14 protein-coding genes and 1 pseudogene are annotated in these 18,232 nt (G+C 60.5%); 3 read left to right on the top strand and 12 right to left on the bottom strand.

All coding sequences use genetic code 11. The annotated features are described in order from the left end of the window. Positions 1 to 2: 2 nt before the first annotated feature. From DIE23_RS04065 to tssH, 12 genes and pseudogenes are all read right to left on the bottom strand, one after another. On the bottom strand, positions 3 to 2,378 hold the full coding sequence (locus DIE23_RS04065) for a DUF2235 domain-containing protein (protein ID WP_124610922.1): 2,376 nt from the start codon (positions 2,376 to 2,378) through the stop codon (positions 3 to 5). Between the two features lie 11 nt (positions 2,379 to 2,389). Beyond that, entirely contained in the window at positions 2,390 to 2,917 is a 528-nt protein-coding gene (locus DIE23_RS04070) for a DUF3304 domain-containing protein (RefSeq protein WP_124611039.1), read from the bottom strand. 507 nt (positions 2,918 to 3,424) lie between these two features. Continuing rightward, a pseudogene (locus DIE23_RS39990) lies at positions 3,425 to 3,796 on the bottom strand (DUF4123 domain-containing protein); the annotation flags it as partial. Positions 3,797 to 3,806: 10 nt separating this feature from the next. Next, a complete protein-coding gene (locus DIE23_RS04080; protein WP_124610923.1) occupies positions 3,807 to 6,338 on the bottom strand; it encodes a type VI secretion system Vgr family protein in 2,532 nt (843 codons plus the stop codon). 166 nt (positions 6,339 to 6,504) lie between these two features. Further along, entirely contained in the window at positions 6,505 to 7,599 is a 1,095-nt protein-coding gene (locus DIE23_RS04085) for a hypothetical protein (RefSeq protein WP_185646379.1), read from the bottom strand. A 204-nt stretch (positions 7,600 to 7,803) separates the two neighbouring features. Continuing rightward, positions 7,804 to 8,262: an inner membrane protein YiaA gene (gene yiaA, locus DIE23_RS04090; RefSeq protein WP_124610925.1), complete on the bottom strand. Its 459-nt coding sequence runs from the start codon at positions 8,260 to 8,262 to the stop codon at positions 7,804 to 7,806. Positions 8,263 to 8,306: 44 nt separating this feature from the next. Next, positions 8,307 to 9,653, bottom strand: a complete 1,347-nt coding sequence (tssK, locus tag DIE23_RS04095) for a type VI secretion system baseplate subunit TssK (RefSeq protein WP_124610926.1) — start codon at positions 9,651 to 9,653, stop codon at positions 8,307 to 8,309. Between the two features lie 31 nt (positions 9,654 to 9,684). Then, the gene (gene tssJ / locus DIE23_RS04100) at positions 9,685 to 10,191 is read right to left on the bottom strand and encodes a type VI secretion system lipoprotein TssJ (protein ID WP_124610927.1); all 507 of its coding nucleotides are present in this window, start codon (positions 10,189 to 10,191) and stop codon (positions 9,685 to 9,687) included. Between the two features lie 87 nt (positions 10,192 to 10,278). Continuing rightward, positions 10,279 to 10,764 carry an Hcp family type VI secretion system effector gene (locus DIE23_RS04105; protein WP_057925018.1) on the bottom strand — a complete coding sequence of 162 codons (486 nt, stop codon included), beginning with the start codon at positions 10,762 to 10,764 and terminating at the stop codon, positions 10,279 to 10,281. 84 nt (positions 10,765 to 10,848) lie between these two features. Next, a complete protein-coding gene (gene tssC / locus DIE23_RS04110; protein WP_124610928.1) occupies positions 10,849 to 12,342 on the bottom strand; it encodes a type VI secretion system contractile sheath large subunit in 1,494 nt (497 codons plus the stop codon). Between the two features lie 27 nt (positions 12,343 to 12,369). Beyond that, positions 12,370 to 12,912, bottom strand: a complete 543-nt coding sequence (gene tssB, locus DIE23_RS04115; RefSeq protein WP_124610929.1) for a type VI secretion system contractile sheath small subunit — start codon at positions 12,910 to 12,912, stop codon at positions 12,370 to 12,372. A 38-nt stretch (positions 12,913 to 12,950) separates the two neighbouring features. Further along, positions 12,951 to 15,644: a type VI secretion system ATPase TssH gene (gene tssH / locus DIE23_RS04120; RefSeq protein ID WP_124610930.1), complete on the bottom strand. Its 2,694-nt coding sequence runs from the start codon at positions 15,642 to 15,644 to the stop codon at positions 12,951 to 12,953. Between the two features lie 496 nt (positions 15,645 to 16,140). On the opposite strand from tssH, the gene DIE23_RS04125 reads away from it, so the two are divergent. The 3 genes from DIE23_RS04125 to tssE are packed head-to-tail and all read left to right on the top strand — an operon-like array spanning position 16,141 to position 18,213. Then, on the top strand, positions 16,141 to 16,815 hold the full coding sequence (locus DIE23_RS04125; protein WP_124610931.1) for a TagK domain-containing protein: 675 nt from the start codon (positions 16,141 to 16,143) through the stop codon (positions 16,813 to 16,815). Then, a complete protein-coding gene (locus DIE23_RS04130; protein ID WP_124610932.1) occupies positions 16,812 to 17,663 on the top strand; it encodes a type VI secretion system accessory protein TagJ in 852 nt (283 codons plus the stop codon). The genes DIE23_RS04125 and DIE23_RS04130 overlap by 4 nt, the downstream gene beginning before the upstream one ends. After that, on the top strand, positions 17,656 to 18,213 hold the full coding sequence (gene tssE / locus DIE23_RS04135; RefSeq protein WP_124610933.1) for a type VI secretion system baseplate subunit TssE: 558 nt from the start codon (positions 17,656 to 17,658) through the stop codon (positions 18,211 to 18,213). The genes DIE23_RS04130 and tssE overlap by 8 nt, the downstream gene beginning before the upstream one ends. Positions 18,214 to 18,232 lie beyond the last annotated feature (19 nt).

An 18,232-nucleotide genomic window follows, 5' to 3' on the forward strand; every position in this document is an offset into this window, starting at 1 on the left:
TACTAGCGCGGAAGATTGCTGAAGTCGAATTTCACCGGGGGCGGCAAAGTCCTCGACCGCTCGACAACGAACTTGCCGCGATCCGTCGCCGCTTTCTGCTCTAGCGATGCGGCGACGGCCGTGGCTTGATCCGTAAGACCGAGGTTACGGACACGCCTGTCATTGCCGACAAAGAACGTGCGCGCCCATCCATAGCCACCTGGTGAGTATTCGTGAAAATACGGGACTCGAAACCAGGCGCGGCTGTCGTGTACGTAATCGTCCATTAGGCGCACGACGGCTGGCGAGAGCTTCCGCACTGCTTCGTCTGACGTGTGCTCAAGTAGAAACGGCAACATCTGCGTTTCCGGAGCCAGCACGAAGTCCAGGACCGGCTGGTAGGCGGCGACAGCGCCAAGGAGTTGGATGGCGAGATCACGATCGCCCAACCAAACGGTGTTCGAACCTTGTCGTCGGTGAGAACCCGCGTCCTTTCGATCGACGGTCAAATAGTAGGCGTTGGGGTTCTGTGAAATGAAAATCTCTGCCGAGAAGAGCCCGCTCCCCATCTTGACTGCTTTCGCAGGCGCCTGCGACCAGTACACCTGCAAGCGCGTTCGCTGATCGGGGCGCAAATATGCCAACAGGAGACGAAATTCCTCGGCCGCCTCGAGAAGGTCCGTCTTGTCATTGGTGGTGATGTCCGTCGCCCCCTCTCCAGGTCGACTTTCCTTTCCGTTATCTGCGGCGGCCTCAAGTATCTCCTTGTCCTTCTTCTTGATTTGCTCGGCAAGTTGAGCGGCTCGTTTTCTAAACGCATTCGACTCGACCGGGTTCCGGATCGTTCCAAGCGCCGCGGCCTCAAGCGTGTTCTTCCGAATTTCAAGTTCGCGCTTTTCACGCTTCAGCCCGTCAAGCCGAGCTGATGATCCCTTTTGCTCGATGCGCTTTTCCAGTCCGTACGGGGTGACATGGTCCTCCCGCGCACGGCGGAAGAATTCCTGCGACGTAATGTACGTGTGAGAATTGCCTACATCCGCGCGCAGTGTCCTCCACGCGAGAGATTGCCCCATGCCAATACGCAACGCTGTTTCAACGCTGTCGAGCGGCTTCTGATTGACGGTTGACAGCCAGTCGTTAAAGGCTTGGACGACTGCTGAAGAAATCCGAAAATCCTGCCCGACAACCTTCGGAAGCGGATTTTTATCATTTCTTGTCAACAGCGGCACCCCAGCCTTCAGCGCCTCAATGTACATATTGTGCAAGGCAATCTGACTGAGCTTACTACCCTCTCCCGCTCTCGATTTACCCTGGTCGCCGACAGGATAACCACCGCCGACGTCAGAATGCACTCCGGGGTAGGCAATCTCGATCCTCCGGGGTTCGCCTATCGGATATACCTGCCGCTCCCGAATAGAATCGAGCGGGAAACTCATCCGCTGTTCGTGGATTGAGAAGAAGTGCACACATTTCTTGACCGATACGGGAACGTTGAGTGCCCCTCTTGATGTCCACGCCCAATGCCCATCTAGTTCTGCTCGATCGATCGCCGCAGTAGCGGTATCGGGTATGCCAACCGATGCGACTGTGTCGAAGATCCCCAGGAAATTGACTTCGTACGGAATCGCACCGGCAATCATTCCACCCGGTGCCCACGAGTTGATGAGACGATTCACGAACACCCGTGCGCCGGCGGCTCCGCGAGAAAATCCAAAAACGTTAACCCACACCTTCTTAATCGACCGGTTGAGCTGCCCGCCCGGGCTGCTGTGCTTCCTTTGAAGCGCCGACAGCTCCCCATGTATTCGCTCAAGCTTCGATCGAACCTTGTATCCGTAGTAAAACATAGGACTACTTGCCGCCGCTCCTGCAACGCGGCTGGTCTTAGCAATGTTAGCGACGGCTGAAGCCAGAGTTCCGTTGGACGCGATGACCTCATCGTCGATCAGCGTGCACACCCCCCGTGCTTCGGTGTTATCCATCAGCGCGCTACCTGTCATTGCTTGATGCAGCGCGTTCAGCAAGCGGGTGTATCCCCACGCCACGCGCATGCCGAAACCAGCAGCGAATGCCTTACCCTTCGCCGTGAATTCTGTCTCACCGATTTCACGAAATGGAGTACCAACACCGGGCACGTAGAACCGGTACTCCCCATCCGCGTAGTTGTAACTACATGCGTTGAATAACCTTGCGACGTTGCTATGCGTGGGCCTCTCCGCGCTCTTTATGTCCTCTTCCAGATTGTTATTCGTGCCGTCAAAGAACAAATTGACATGTAGTGTCTGTGGGCAACCTGGCGTTTCCCCAGCCAAGGCACTCTTGCCCATTGATCGGGCAGCCGCCCCTTCGGACAAACGTCCTCGCGCGTCGAATGGTTCTGGCCAACGGATTTCACTCATCGCACTTCTCCTCACTTCTGGTTCAATTCCGGATCCAGCACGCCTTGCACGATGTAGGGATCCCGTTCAGCTGGTTTAACTGGCATCGGTGGTTTATCCTGAATTTCAACGCGAATACGATCGCCCGGAAGAAAATGCACCCAAAAGCCATAGGTCCGCGGCCCATACGGCGGAACTTCCGTGGTCGCCGTGTACCATTGATCACCGCTTCGATCGTCGTCGTAGGGATGCGTGTCACGTCGCCACTTGACCACGAGCTTCATGCCAGATCGCCATTTGGAAGGAATACTGATGCAACACATTCCCCCGCCACCACCAGAGCGAGACTCGCCATGCCGTTTCGGAAAAATGTTTGGCCCTCCCGCCCAAAGATCTTGGCCTTCATTCCCGACTCGGAAACCTGCAATGTAGTAGTCGGTATAGTTGTAGCCGCTCACATCTGACGGATCACTCTCGTCCGCATCCGAGCAACCCGCCAGTGTCAACAACAACCCAACGACGAATAGCGCGGCGAAACGCTTCCAGATAGACACGATCATTCCGCCCCCCCCCGGTTCTTGAAGTGCCGTCTTGTTCTCGAGGCTACGCATCAACTCCCGCCAGACATAGGCCGGAACCATTTCGAACGATTGCACTAACGGAGCCCCGCTGGCGACACTCGACCGAACCGCCAATCGAATTTCATCGTGGCGCTCGAAGGACTCTCCATACTGGTACGAGGCCACACAGAACGCGTGGCGGTCCGCGCGTGAAGTCAGCCCCCACTCACCTGCACGGTTATAGCGTCGAAGGAAATCCTGGAATCTCTTTGCATACGACTGGTTCCCATCGATCAATCCAAGATCGCTCAACTCGCTCATGAGCGCATGAGGTTCATCATGCCGTTCCAACTCATCGAGTTGCTGTTGCCTAAAGGACAGGGGAAACTCTCCCGCATCTGCGGCCGACGTACGCACGTCGATTCCAACGTGTTGCCACTCCGAGCGGCCTCCCCGGTACATCCACATCGTCAACGGACGAGTTAGTTCGGCCTGTGCCGCTTTCCCCCATACTTCCAGAATCGACGGAAGCGAACGCGGGTCGAACCAACGGATCAGTGCCTGCATCCCTTCGCCGATGTCGACAAATAGAAAACGCTTTAGGTGCAGCTTGAGCTCATCAATACTCAACGCGCTACGCACCACCGTGAAGCACGGTCGATACCGGTCCATCTCATCGATTTGGCGAACCCATTCACTCTTTGCATCGTCGATCTCGAAGAGGATCGGGGCAGCGTTTCCGGCTTCCTCCTCCGGTAGCCCTTCAAATAGCGATCGCACTTCTGGCGAGAATTCGAGCACCCATGTAGCCATCGATTCCGGATACTGAGCACCATCAACCAGACCGTAAAGTTTTGCGTTGCCGTCTACTATTGTCATGAAGCAAGTCTCAAAGCCGAGGAACAGCGGATGCGCCGCTCTTCGCGGCTTTCAGCAGGCACTCGATACACACCTTGGGAACGTGAAGCTCGACAGGCACCTCGTCTGGCTGCGGGAAATAGTGGTTCGCGGCGTGCGCAAGCCAGGCACCGCTGGTGCCACTCTTGATACTTCCCTGTTCAAGCTCGAGATAGCTGCCGCCCCCGTTCAACACCAGCTTCTTCTTCGCGCTGATATGAATCGTGTCGCTGGTCACGTTGACTTCAAGCAGGGCGAGCAGATTGATCGCCTTCTTAAGCGCGTGAATGTCAATGTCCCCGTCTGCCGCGACGGATTTCATGCCGCCACGCGCAGCAAACTGGCGCAGCGTATCCTGTGCGCTGATGAGGACACTGCCGTTCGCCGACGCCGCGATGTGCTCCCCGCTCGTCAGCGCGACGTGCTGACCACTCGCGATATGCGTTGTCGCTGGCGTCGTGGTCTGGATACCGGCAGCGCCCGCGATAACGACATGCGGCGCGCCGAATTCAAAAAAACCATCGGCGGCGGCGCCTTGCGATCCGCCTATCGCAGCGTTCTGTTTGGCGAGAGTCTTGGCGACTTCCTCCTGATGACTGTTCGCGTCCTGAGCCGTCGCCTGCTGCGCCAGTTGCGCGATCATCGTCTGCCAACGCTCGGCCTCTTCGAGTCGGGCGGTCGTTTCACCCATGTCGGTCACATGGGCCTGCGCGTTTTGCCGAACTTCAGTCGTGAGCAGCATGCCCTGCCCGGCACGAAATACGCCATGACCATCCGTGCGCAATTCAGCCCCGCGACCGCGCTCATCCTGCCGCCCCGCATTCCCGGCAATGCGCGTGATATACCCGAGATTCAACTGCGAGGCGCCTTCGTCACTCGACAGATGCGCTTGGATTTTTCCGTTCGTATCGTCGAAGGCGAGCGTATTCGCCCGACGACCGCCGACCTCCCGGCTGCGATAGCCGGCCAGCGTCTGGTTTTCCGGCAATGCGAACGGCGGCATGTTGAACGCATTGGTCGCACTACCTACGATGATCGGCAAGTCCGGATCGCCGTTGACGAAAGCGACTTCGACCTCATGCCCACGGCGCGGCAGAAAGATTCCGCCGAATTGATCGCCATGCCACGCACCGGCCACGCGCACCCAGCAACTTGAACGCTCGTCGTTATTGCCAAGCCGGTCCCAAAGAAACTGGAGCTTCACCCGGCCATATGCATCGGTCCAGATTTCCTGATTCTCCGGACACGTCACGACGGCATATTCGACGCCTTTCATACGTGGCTTTGCAATCGTACGCAGCAGCCGGAACGGTTCATTAGTCGGCTGCACCGTAAAATCCGCTTCGCAACGGTATCGCTGGCCGGATCCCGACGCTTCGCCAATCTCCTCGATCGTCAGCTTGCAGGCGATCACCACATACTCGCGATTCGCCGCATCCTGCGGATAATGCGACAGCACGAACGTCTGGCCGGTCACCACGCCACGCAGGTTGCCTGTGCCGTAGGCCCTCAGCCCCTGACAACGCCAAGCCTCCATCTGCACCAGCGTCAGGTACTCCGCTTCCGTGCGTGGCTCGTTGTGATCACCCGAGAGCCCAGCCGCGCCAGCTTGCGGCTGCGCGTAATCGCCCCATGTGTAATGCTCCTGGTGGGCGAGCCCCGTGTCGCGAGGGTCTTCGTGCATCACCTTCAGGTCCGCACGCGGCAACGTATAGTCGTAGTCGACGCTCGTCACCGCGCCCGTGGTCAGCGCATGCGAGACCGAGAAGTCCTGAATGTGTTCCTCGTCAAGCCGTCGACCGGTCGGCGGCTCGTAGCGAAGCGCGGCATAAGCGTCACCAAGCGGTTTGAGCGCACCCATCGAGTCGCATAGCACGAGCCGATGCTTGCCTTCGCTATGCTCGAAGAAGTAGTAGATTCCCCACTCTTCCCATAGGCGCTGCAGGAACGTCCAGTCGCTTTCGAGGTGCTGGCGTTGAATGTCACGCTTGGGCCATGCCTTGTTCGGTCGCGGTGTCGTGAGACGCTTTTCGACAGGGAACGGATAGGACGAGAGCACCGCATCGGTGATCTCGACCACGGACATATCCTGAAAGATTCGGCAGTCACAATTCTTGGTCGCATGCCAGAGCCACGGCCGCAGCGTGAGTGCATACACGATCGAACGACCGTCTTCACGCACGATCATCGCATGGCTCACGATACCGGTGATCTCGCGTGCGCCCGCACCTAGATTGGCCATTCCGGCGTTGCCGGCCAAGCCGGGAATGAAGCGGCCCTTGCCCTCGAGCTGAATCGATACGGTCACTTCCGTGCCGATCAGCGTGTCGAGTTTGACGTTCGCCGCGATGCTCTGCGAAAACCCGAGTGCATCCGGCGTTTTCAGTTCGAGCGTGTACTCGAACAGTTCTCCGATGGCTTCGCCGCCGATCAGCTTCACCGGAGTGAGGATCGACTGTCCACCGTACATCGGCAGCGCGGCGCCGGAAGCCGACAACGTCCGTGGTGCATCAAACAAAGCCATTCCGGGATCTCCGTTGAATCGATTGGATCATTGATCGTCTGTCATGTATTCGGCACGTGACGGATGCCCTACCTTACTTCCAACTATTCACGTGAAGACAACCCGACAATATCGCCTGGAAGATTAAATAAGCGATCGTGACCGCGGCCTTCTTGAACATATTTCATCACTTATGTTGCCTCGAATTCTGATCGCGAAAACTGACCAAAAGAATTTCCCGATCTGTAACTAGAAACTGATAACTACGCAAGAAGGATTCGTCCATCCCCGTCCCGCGCCAACCTCGATCTTTCGACCAGACAAAAAATTCCCAGCGACCTTCCTCGCTATACATACCGAACACTGCCGAGCCATCGGACGACATACCTAATGCATAGGACTTGCTTCCTTCCGGGCCCAACTTCACCATCCCTTCCTTCGCAGTCCAACGAAATACGTGGCTTGCATCTCTTCGATTGGGGCCGTCAAACGTGGTGCCGACAACAACTGAGCCATCTCGTGATACGCCCATCCATCGAGGGAAGTTGTCTTTCCCTCCCGCGTAACCGATAATCTGCATGCCCGCCGTCTTGGTCCAGTAAAAGACCGATGCGTGATTCCGATAAAAATCGGAAGCCCACCCCACAATCGTTGAACCGTCACCGGAAACGCCAAGCGCTGCACTATCGGTCAGATTTAAAGCATTGAATACCGAATTGTCTGCAAGCGACTGCACTCCCTCCTGTTCGGTCCAATAGAACGCTTTCGGATCGAAGTCTCGCTCCCACGACGTGCCCACAACGACCGTGCCGTTATCCGAAATACCCGACGTTTCGACCTGACGCCAACCCACCCCAAACTTCCTCACCCCTCCCTTTTTTGTCCACCGAAACCCTTGTGCTCCGCGCCCCTCACTACGAGTCGCTCCGCTGATTGTCGATCCATCCGCAGAGAGGTTATAAGCACGCGTTACTTTTGAGCCGGGTATACGTAGATACTGGAACCCCGTTTGAGCGGTCCAGCGAACCGCCCTTGATGTTTCACTTGACTCATCCGACCGGAACCCGGCAATCACGCGTCCGTCAGCCGACGCCGCAATACAAGCCGCCGCATTCGTGTGACGTGGAGGATCGAGGACAACCAACCTAAACGACCACGGGGATGTATCAACAGTCTCTTCACCGGCGCTCAAATTACCCGCGCCAACGAGAATGGAGACCGCGAATGCAAGGCGAGCGGCAACTCGACCGCGTCCGCACGACGCAATGATGGAAATTTTCACCCTCTTTGATCTCCTGGTTAACTCAATACATGTGTCTGACGAAGCCGGCGCCGAGATTGGTCATTTCAGCGTCGCTGGACCAACGTGGATTGAAATTCCCATTGCTCTCGAGCCAAATCAATACGGTCACGTATGTGTCAATCAGCTCGAATCGAGCGGCTTCGCCGCGACATCAATTCACATCTCGAGTCCGATGCCGATGGATCAAACTCTGCTGTCTGAATCTTGAATCTCGAATGTCGTATTCGACTCCGGAAATGCTGATCGGACGGCCTGAATATCGCGAGTATTCTTCTGGACAGCTACCGCACCGAAGAGACCGAGCACAAACGCCATGGCATAGAAGCCCTTTTCGCTCAGCGCGAGCGTTGCATTGAACAGCCCGACGCAGAGCAGCAGAATCGCGAGGATGAGCGACGTCCAGCTCAGGCCGTAGTAGATCCCGGTGACCGGAATCCCCTCGACGCGATCGCGAACGCTCTTCTGCAACGAAATAGCCGCGTAGAGTCCGTACGCCAGCACCGTGAAGTAATACCCCCGCTCGTTGAGCTGCATGTCTGAGTTCCACAGGCCAATCAGGTATGCACATGCGCCCGCAAGCAGCGCGCCCCATGAGGCTGCAACGAATGCAAACGAAGGCTGTTGAGCTGAACGGTCGATCATCAGATTTCCTTTTTGAGGTGATTCGCTTCTTCGCGTGACCGCGCTTATGCGCGTACGCCCCACAACTCGAGCTTGAGCGACGGAAACTCCCCCGCCACGTGCAGCGCAACGCCACCATGCCGCGCGACTTCCTCCCAAAGCGGCCCGCCCTGGGTCAGTTCGTAATAGATGTATCCCGCGTTGAATGGAATCTGCCGCGGCGGCACCGGCAGCGCTTGCAGGCCGATACCCGGCAAGTGACTGCGCACGAGGCTCGGCAGCTTGTCCGACGGCCCCGCCTTCGCCTGCGCCAGAAACTGCTGCTGCAGCACATCCTGCGGCATCGCCGCATGCACGGCCAGCACCAGTGCGGTGAACCCTTGCATATCAACCGGATCGACCACCGCGTTACGCATGCCGTGACCGCGATCCTCCAGCACGATGCTCTGCGCGCTGCGCACCAACACGGCGTTAAGCAACCGGTGCGAGTCGTCGACGACCGGCTTCAGACACACGTGCGGCGTCGTATGCTGATACGGCGGGTGCGTTTCGAGCGGCCGGCGCGTGTCGGTGCGCAAATGCGTCGATAGCTCGCCCGCCATGCCGATCAAGAGCGCATACACATCCGCCGGCGACGTCGCTGGCACCCGCAGCAGATGCTGCAGCAGCGGCTCGTAGCGGTTCAGAATCTGCAGCAGCAGGTAATCGGTAACCGTTGCCGCGCTCGCGGTCGTGTCATCAGTGCCGGCGAGCCGCTGCGCCAGCGCATTCGCGCGCAGGCGCGCGAGATCATGAATCTTCGTGACCCAGCGCGTGAGCAGGCCGCTCGCGCCGTAACCGGATACCGGCGGCACGAGCGTGTCGTCGAGCACGATGCTGCCGTCCGCGCGGATCGTCTTCACGCACGTGAGTGCGAGACCGATCCAGGCATCGCCCAGTTCCTTCTCCGGCAGCAGGCGTACTCGCAAGTTCGACAGTTGCACCGACTCGGGCGCAAGACCGATCGAGTTCGTGTCGCGCAGCTCGGTGTCGAACACCTGATAGCGTGCGAGCGAATCGGACGTGTTGTCGAAGGTGGTCTCCTCGCAATTCGGCAACCGGACGGGCACGGCCAGATAGATGACCTGGTCGAGATGCTCCTGCCGAATCGTCAACGGCGGCGGCAACGGCGTGTTGCCCGGTGCATCGAACGGCGTGCCGTCGGCGAACACGCCCGCGGCCGACTTGACGATGACCTTGCCAAGTGCGAGCGCCTCGATGTCCAGCGCAAAGTGCGTGAAACCGAAAAAGAACGGCGACAGCGGCGCCGCGCGCTGATGCGCGTATTTCTCGAAATAGCGGTCCTGCTGCTGGAACAGCTGCGGACGGAAGAACAGCCCTTCCTGCCAGGCGACCTTGGCGTACCAGCTCATGCGTGCCGTCCGTTTTGTTGCGCGACGTGTTTCATTTCTTGGCTTCCGTGATCTTGACGGCCTTGGCCTCGAGATCGATGGTCAGTTTCAGCTTCGGCGTGAACAAGCGATACCACGCCTTGTCCGGTGCGGCCGGCATCGCATAGGCCGCGCGCCACACCGCGTTCGGCAAGTCACGATAAGCCGCGATCACGCCGATGGTCTTCGTGGCCGGATCGGGCCGGCGTACGAACGTCTGGTGCTCGCCAGGGCGCAACTGCAACTCGTCGCGTTTCGCAACGTCGTCGGCCAGCACCGTTTTATCCTGGGTCTGCAGCGTGAAAAAGTCGGCTGCCTCGAAGGCACCGTCGTTCTTCAGTTCGTAAATGCGCACGACGATCGGCGCAGCCCTTCCCCGGTCGTCCGGATTGACATCGGGCAGCGCGTTCACGCGCATGTCGAGCCGGATCGGCTCCTTCGGCTTCGGCTCGCCACTGCTCGCGCAGGCGGAAAGCGCAAGCAAACAGGCCAGCGTGGCGACGGTCGGTATCGAACGCATCCGGCTATGAACCCTTATTCACTGTGTGGGACGCCCCACAACCGGCGGAGACGATGCGCCTGCGCCGGTTGTGGGGCATCCGCGCGATTACGCTTCCTTGTTGCCCTTGATGTCGAAGCTCGCGGTCACGGCGCCACCGCTGCCGCCCTGCGCGTTCTGCACGACGTACTCTTGCTTGACCTTCGCGAACGACAGCGACACCGATTCACGGCTCTTTTCCGCGTCGTTCTTGCTGCCCGACGGCTTCACGCGCGTGACGATCACGTCGCTCATCGTGAGCTTCAGATATTCCAGCGGGTTGCCGCCGGCCTTGCGCATCACCAGCGTTGCCTGGTCGATGTGCTTGCCCGTGAGCGCGTACTTCATCAGGTTCGGGCTGGCGCGGTCGATGTTGTGGTCGAACGTCAGATCCTTGACGGTCGCCTTGCCGGCACCGCCGCCGCTGCCGGCGTGCATCGTCGATTCCTGCTGGATGTCCCACTCCCAGTTCAGAACCTCGATTTCGTCCTTGTGCTTGTCGTCAAGCGACTCGCCGTTGATGCCGTCGATCTTCAGGAAAATATCTTGTGCCATGTCAATGCTCCTTGTTTGAATAAAAAAAGGCCGCTCACCACGAGAGAAGTTGGTCCAACGCGCGGCCCGAGAGGCTCAATTCGCTTACGCCGCTTCCTTGATCGACGGCAGCTTCGTCACGAGCCGCAGCGAGACGGTCAGCCCTTCGAGCTGGAAGTGCGGACGCAGGAAGAATTTCGAGTTGTAGTAGCCGGGGTTGCCCTCGACCTCCTCGACGAGCACTTCAGCGGCCGCGAGCGGCCGGCGCGCCTTCGTCTCCTGCGACGAGTTGGTCGGATCGGCATCGACGTAATGCATGATCCATTCGTTCAGCCACCGCTGCATGTCTTCGCGCTCCTTGAACGCGCCGATCTTGTCGCGCACGATGCACTTCAGGTAGTGCGCGAAGCGCGAGCACGCGAACAGATATGGCAGGCGCGCGGACAGGTTCGCGTTGGCCGTCGCGTCCGCATCGTGATACTCGGCAGGCTTCTGCAGCGATTGGGCGCCGATGAAGGTCGCGTGATCGGTGTTCTTGCGGTGTACGAGCGGAATGAAGCCGTTCTTCGACAGCTCGGCCTCGCGCCGGTCCGAGATCGCGATTTCGGTCGGACACTTCATGTCGACGCCGCCATCGTCGGTCGGGAACGTGTGGGTCGGCAGATTCTCGACCGTGCCGCCCGATTCGACGCCGCGAATCAGCGAGCACCAGCCGTACTGCTTGAACGAGCGGTTGATGTTGACGCCCATCGCGTACGCCGCGTTCGCCCAGCCATAGCGCCCATGGTCCGAACCGTTCGTGTCTTCCTCGAAATCGAATTCGTCGACCGGGTTGGTTTTCGCGCCATACGGCAGGCGCGCGAGGAATCGCGGCATCGCGAGCCCGACATAGCGCGCGTCCTCGGTGTTGCGCATCGAGTTCCACGCGGTGTATTCGAGGTTCTGCGTGAAAATCTTCGTCAGGTCACGCGGGTTCGCGAGTTCCTGCCACGACTCCATCTGCAGAACTGACGGTGCGGCGCCGGTGATAAACGGTGTGTGCGCGGCAGCCGAGACCTTCGCGATCGAGCCGAGCAGATCGACGTCCGGCGGCGTATGGTCGAAGTAGTAGTCTGCAACGAGGCACCCGTACGGCTCGCCGCCAAGCTGGCCGTACTCCTGTTCGTAGATCTGCTTGAAGAGCGGGCTCTGATCCCAGGCAAGGCCCTTGTAGCGGCGCATCGTGCGATGCAGCTCGGCCTTCGAGACATCCATGAAGCGAATCTTCAGGTGTTCGTCGATTTCGGTGTTCGACACGAGGTGATTCAGGCCGCGCCAGGCGGATTCGAGCGCCTGGTAATCCGCGTGATGCAGGATCAGGTTGATCTGCTCGGAGAGCTTGTGATCGATCTGTGCGATGATCGCCGCAATGCTCTTGTATGCATCGTCACTGATCGTCGCCGTTTGAGCCAGCGCCTGCTCGGCGAGCGACTGAACGGCCAGTTCGACGGCTTCGCGCGCGTCGTCGGTCTTGGGGCGGAACTCGCGCTCCAGCAGCTGAGTGAAATCGGACTCGGTGGCTGTCTGCACAACTGCGGCCCGGGCTTCCTGTTTCGCCATGATGGTCATCCTTTATCGGTTCGTCGATCAGTTCGCGCCGTCTTGATCGGCAGTTTCGTCCGCTTGCCGCTCGGGCTTCTGGGCGGCGGCCAGCGATTTGAGCAGCGCCGGGTCTTGCAGCAACTGCGTGACGAGCGCCTCGGCACCCGACTTGCCATCCATGTAGGTCTGCAGATTGGCGAGTTGCGTACGCGCTTCCAGCAGTTGGCGCAGCGGCTCGACCTTGCGCGCGATCGCGGCAGGCGAAAAATCCTCCATACTCTCGAAGGTCATGTCGACCATCATCTGGCCGTCGCCCGTCAGCGTATTCGGCACGGCGAACGCGACGCGCGGCCGGATCGCCTTCATGCGCTCGTCGAAGTTGTCGATGTCGATCTCGAGAAAGCGCCGGTCCGATACCGCCGGCAGCGGCTCGACCGGATGCTTTCCCGACAGATCGGCGAGCACGCCCATCACGAACGGCAGCTCGACCTTCTTCTCCGAGCCGTAGACCTCGACGTCGTACTCGATCTGCACACGCGGCGCACGGTTGCGCGCAATGAATTTCTGCGAACTGCTGGAAGCGGCCATGGATGAAACTCCTGAACGGTGGTGGTGGGACGGCAAGCTCAGCGAACCGGCTCGTCTGAATGAAGGGCGGTCGCCTCGAACGCGAGGGCCTGCGCCGGTGCGTCGGACGGGTCGACCACGCCGATCGCAATACGCGACAGGGTCTGCTTCGACGCGAAGGCATCGAGCCACAGCGCGGACAAGCGGGGCAGCACGTGCTGCTCGATGAATCCGATCAGCACGCGTGCGCCGGTCTCCTGCACGAGACAGCGGCCGACGATGTAATCGACGACCGCGTCGTCGTACGTCAGCGCGATGTCGTGGCTGGCGGCCATACGCTGGACGACGCGCCCCAGATGCAGGCGCACGATGCTGGCGAGCGCACTGTCGGCGAGCGGCCGGTAGGGCACGACGGTCACGCGCCCGACGAATGCCGCCGGGAAAGCCTTGAGTAGTTCGGGCGTCAGTGCTTCCCGCAGGCCATCCTGATTCGGCGCGATCGACAGATCGGCACAGAGACTCGTGCTCAGTTCGGAACCGACGTTGCTCGTGAGCAGGATCGTCGTATTGCGGAAATCGATGTAGCGGCCGTCGCCGTCCTCCATGTAGCCCTTGTCGAATACCTGGAAGAACATCTCGTGCACGTCGCGGTGGGCCTTCTCGATCTCGTCGAGCAATACGACCGAATACGGACGGCGGCGCACCGCTTCGGTCAGCACCCCGCCCTCGCCGTAGCCGACATAACCCGGAGGCGCGCCCTTCAGGCCCGAAACGGTGTGTGCCTCCTGATACTCGCTCATGTTGATCGTGATCAGGTTCTGTTCACCGCCGTACAGCGCTTCGGCCAGCGCCAGCGCGGTTTCCGTCTTGCCGACGCCCGAGGGACCGGCAAGCAGGAATACGCCGAGCGGTTTCTTCGGGTCCGTGAGGCCCGCGCGTGCGGTCTGCACACGTTCGCCAATTTGACGCAGCGCGTCGGTCTGGCCAATCACGCGTGCCTCGAGCGTGTCGGGGAGCGTGCGCACCGCGGCGACCTCATCGGTCACCATGCGGCCGACAGGGATGCCGGTCCAATCGGATACGATTTCCGCGACGATCGCCTCGTCGACCTCGGGGAATACGAGCGGCGCATCGCCTTGCAGCGCAGCGAGCGCGTGTTCGAGTTCGCGCAGCTTCGGAAGCGCCGCCGCCTCGTCCCGTGGGGATTCGTCGTCGCGGGGTCCAATGGCCTCGCGCGCGGCCAGCAACGCCTGCGCGGCGGCCGCCTGAGCGCGCCATCGATGCTCGACCGCAGCCTCTTCGGTCGCCAATGTATCGATGCGCGTTCGCACGGACGTCAACGCCCTGTCGGTATCCAGCCCGATACGGGCCTCCTGCACGAGCAATGCTTCCTCGGCGCGCGCGGCCGCTAAACGCTGGCGCACGTCGTCCAGTTCGCGTGGCGCGGCATGCTGCGACAGCGCCACGCGCGCACAGGCGGTGTCAAGCAGGCTGATGGCCTTGTCCGGCAACTGACGCGACGGAATGTAACGGTGCGACAGCGTTACCGCCGCACGAATCGCTTCGTCAAGCACCACGACGCCGTGATGCCGGGAAAACGTTTGTACGAGCCCGCGCACCATATCGACGGCAGCAGCCTCGGACGGCTCCGCGATCTGCAGCACCTGGAAGCGTCGCGTGAGCGCCGGATCCTTTTCGATGTGACGCTTGTACTCGGCCCAGGTCGTCGCACCGATCGTACGGATCGTGCCACGCGCAAGCGCGGGTTTCAGCAGATTGGCGGCATCGCCCGTGCCCGCCTGTCCGCCGGCGCCAATCAGCGTGTGAATCTCGTCAATGAAGAGGATCACCGGCACCGGCGATTTTGCAGCGGCTTCGAGCAGCCCTTTCAGACGCGCCTCGAACTCCCCTTTCATGCTCGCGCCGGCGAGCAATGCGCCGACGTCGAGCGACAGCAGCCGCACGTCGGCGAGCTTCGGCGGCACATTGCCCGATGCAATCGCGCGCGCCAGTCCTTCCACGACGGCCGTTTTGCCGACACCGGCCTCCCCCGTTACGAGCGGGTTGTTCTGCCGACGGCGCAGCAGCACGTCGATCATCGTGCGAATCTCGAGTTCACGGCCGATGACCGGATCGATCTCGCCCGCGCGAGCGCGCGCTGTCAGGTCTGCACAGTACTGGTCGAGCGAACCACCCTTCGATGCGACTGGAATCGCGCCGGACGCCTCGCCCGGCGTTGCCGCCGAACAGTCGCTGTGGTCGTACGGCGCATCGGCGGCTTCGGGCGAGCCGTCGATCCATGCGGGCAACTCATCGCCCAGCCCGTCGACAGGGATCTTGCCAAACGCGGGGGAGATTGACAGCAGAACGCGCCGCAACTCGGGCGTCGAGACAAGCGCAGCGACGAGCCATGCGCCGCGCACACGGCGATCGCCATGACTCAGCGTCGCGAGCACCCACGCGCGTTCGATCGCCATCTCGATGTGCCACGAGAAATCGCTGATCGAACTGGCGCCGGCCGGCAGCGCGGCCAACGCTCTTGCGAAATCCCGATCCAGTGCGTCGCGGTCGATGCCAGCGTGCCGCACGATGCGATGCAGGTCACTATCGGGTTGCTGCAGGAGCTGATGCAACCAGTGGACGAGCTCCACGTACGGATTGCCGCGCAGCTTGCAGAACTGTGTCGCCGATTCGATGCTGCGGTAGAGCTGAACCCCGAGCTTGCCGAACAGCGCCTGGCGTGAAATCGTCATGCGAACCTTCTTGTTGTTGATTCGGTATGTTCCTGGCTCTGGGCAGAGCGATCAGGAATCCTATTCAGGCAGCATTGGCCTATTGCCGCATTTCACACACAAATAAAGTGAAGTCCTCTCAGGCCGCGCATTATTCCAATTAATTCACGTCGCCGTCAACCCATGCAAATGGGCAGAAACGCGCACTGAACCACCCTTGGAACTTCGCGCCAATCAAGGGGCGCAGGAATCACCAACCGCGCAGCACGCGCACAAATTCCACAAGCATTACGGCACACAAGTCGTTGTTTTAATTTATAAATTACACCATAAATGCAAACGTTTTTTAACAATTCGTGATTTTCGAGACACTATCTTGATATTCATCCATCCCGGCAGACACCAATCAATTAATTATTTCGAGACTTAATCTCGATAATATTTTCAAATAAAGGCACCCCATTTAATTGCACACTCTCATGGGTAAAATGCGCATTCCGTCATCACTGCCTCTTCCATGCGCTCATTCCGCTTGCCGTGGCACCGCCGACCCGACACCTCGCTTCCCGCTCCCGAGCTGCGCAACGAGCCGTGCAGTCCCAAGAAGCAGGAGGACGGCGCGGACTTTCTCCTGTTCGAATCATCAGATCGCGCGGGCAGCAATACGTCGATCCTCGATCTGATCGGCAGCCACGGCGTGACTGCGGATGCCGCGCGGGAGAAGCGCGACGGCACCGGGTCGCAGGAGATGCCGTTTCCTGAGCGCACCGACGACCTCGTCGAATCGCTTCACGCGCAATACTGGCGCGCGCTGACGGATCCACACACCGCCCTTTCCGGCTCATGGGGCGAACAGTTGGACTCGCCCGCGACACCGCTTGCCTCAGTCATGCCCGAATCGCACGACCTCTGGCCAACACCGACAAACGCAGGCGCCTCCGGTTCGATCGAAGTGATGCTGTCAGGCGAGCGCAACCTCGAGGACGCGTTCGGCCACCTGGACACTAGCTGCACTCCCGAGCTCGAGATCGAACCCGTGTCCGAAGTCCTGCGCCTCTTTGCGCCCCCCGAATTCCATGCGGCCGAAGCCCGCCGGGCGCCGGCCCTACCGCCCGCGCTCACCCGGCGCGAGCATCACGCGCTGTCGGTCGATAGTCCGCTGGCCGCACCTGTACGCAAGGACGACGCATGAACATGCCATTTGCTATCGGAGAGCCGTCTGGCAGCGGCCTGGACGACCTGCCGATCGCCGCGCAGATCGAGCGGATCGAATCGCATATTCGCGCGCAGCCGACTTTCGCCGCCCATCGGTGGGCGCTGCTCCAGTGGCTGTGCGTAACGGGCGACTGGACACGCGCCGTGATGCAACTGCAGACGTGGGCAAAGCTCGAGCCGCAACAGGCGCAGGCCGCCCAGGTTTTTCGTGACCTGATCCGGGCCGAGCGCTGGCGACAGAAGGTTGTCGCGGGATTCGAGCGCCCTGGGTTCGTCCTCGAACCCGCTCCGTGGGTCATGGAACTGGCATTCGCACTGCAACTTGCTGGAGACGGGCAACGCGAATACGCCGATGATGCGCGAGAAAAAGCACTCGACGCGGCGCCGCTCGTTGCGGCACGCACGCCCCAGGGTGTCACACGCTGGATCGCCGACAGCGATTCGCGTTTCGGCCCGGTATGTGAAGTCATCACGGCAGGGCACTACCGCTGGGTACCGTTCGCCGATCTCGCCGCGTGGCGCATTGCGCCGCCTGCGAACCTCATCGATCTCGTCTGGGCGCCATGTGTGCTGACACTGAGCGACGGCAGTACCGTGCGCGGCTTCATGCCTGCCCGCTACCCCGGCTCGGAAGCCGCGACCGATGCACTGCGTCTGGGGCGCGAAACGGCCTGGCATGAGGCTGGACGTACCGCCGTCATCGCGCATGGACAAAAAACCTGGACAACGGATCGGGGCGATTTCAGTCTATTCGAACTGGCCGACGCGCAGTTCGGCTTGCGTGTTGCGGACGGCGCCATCACCGGAGAGCCGGTCGATGACTGAGCGCAAGCGGCCTCCTTCGCGGGGCGACTCGCTCGTCGCGCGCCCGCCGCGGCGGGCAAACGCGCATCTGATGCCGACCCTGCTCGACCGGCTGCGGGACGACGCGCCGCATCGACTCGTCGAAGCCCCCGAAGAATATTCCGTCACACGCAAGCAGATGCGCGACATCGTCCAGCGCGATCTCGCGTATCTGCTCAACACGACGAGCATCGAAGACCGGATCGAGCGCGAACGCCACCCGCAGGCGGCCGCGTCCACGGTCAATTTCGGCGTGCCGCCGCTCGCCGGCACCTTTCTCGCGTCGCGCCAGTGGAACGACATCGAGCGGATGATCCGGCGGGCCATCACCGACTTCGAGCCGCGGCTGATCCCCGATTCGCTGGTGGTGTCGCCCCGTCAAGATGACGACGCCAGCGGCCATCACAATGTGCTCGCGTTCGAAGTGCGCGGCCTGGTTCACATGGACCCGTATCCGCTCGAATTCATGGTGCAGAGCTCGCTCGATCTCGAGACGAGCGAGATCCAGATCACCGGCATGCGCTCCGGGTAGGCACGGCATAACGACAAAA

Source organism: Burkholderia sp. Bp9143, from assembly GCF_003853645.1.
Lineage (GTDB): Bacteria > Pseudomonadota > Gammaproteobacteria > Burkholderiales > Burkholderiaceae > Burkholderia.

Bases quoted from the DNA above. Each gene is read 5' to 3' on its own strand.
- DIE23_RS04065 (WP_124610922.1), bottom strand. From the start codon at position 2,378: ATGAGTGAAATCCGTTGGCCAGAACCATTCGACGCGCGAGGACGTTTG.
- DIE23_RS04070 (WP_124611039.1), bottom strand. From the start codon at position 2,917: ATGATCGTGTCTATCTGGAAGCGTTTCGCCGCGCTATTCGTCGTTGGG.
- DIE23_RS04080 (WP_124610923.1), bottom strand. From the start codon at position 6,338: ATGGCTTTGTTTGATGCACCACGGACGTTGTCGGCTTCCGGCGCCGCG.
- yiaA (WP_124610925.1), bottom strand. From the start codon at position 8,262: ATGATCGACCGTTCAGCTCAACAGCCTTCGTTTGCATTCGTTGCAGCC.
- tssK (WP_124610926.1), bottom strand. From the start codon at position 9,653: ATGAGCTGGTACGCCAAGGTCGCCTGGCAGGAAGGGCTGTTCTTCCGT.
- tssJ (WP_124610927.1), bottom strand. From the start codon at position 10,191: ATGCGTTCGATACCGACCGTCGCCACGCTGGCCTGTTTGCTTGCGCTT.
- DIE23_RS04105 (WP_057925018.1), bottom strand. From the start codon at position 10,764: ATGGCACAAGATATTTTCCTGAAGATCGACGGCATCAACGGCGAGTCG.
- tssC (WP_124610928.1), bottom strand. From the start codon at position 12,342: ATGGCGAAACAGGAAGCCCGGGCCGCAGTTGTGCAGACAGCCACCGAG.
- tssB (WP_124610929.1), bottom strand. From the start codon at position 12,912: ATGGCCGCTTCCAGCAGTTCGCAGAAATTCATTGCGCGCAACCGTGCG.
- tssH (WP_124610930.1), bottom strand. From the start codon at position 15,644: ATGACGATTTCACGCCAGGCGCTGTTCGGCAAGCTCGGGGTTCAGCTC.
- DIE23_RS04125 (WP_124610931.1), top strand. From the start codon at position 16,141: ATGCGCTCATTCCGCTTGCCGTGGCACCGCCGACCCGACACCTCGCTT.
- DIE23_RS04130 (WP_124610932.1), top strand. From the start codon at position 16,812: ATGAACATGCCATTTGCTATCGGAGAGCCGTCTGGCAGCGGCCTGGAC.
- tssE (WP_124610933.1), top strand. From the start codon at position 17,656: ATGACTGAGCGCAAGCGGCCTCCTTCGCGGGGCGACTCGCTCGTCGCG.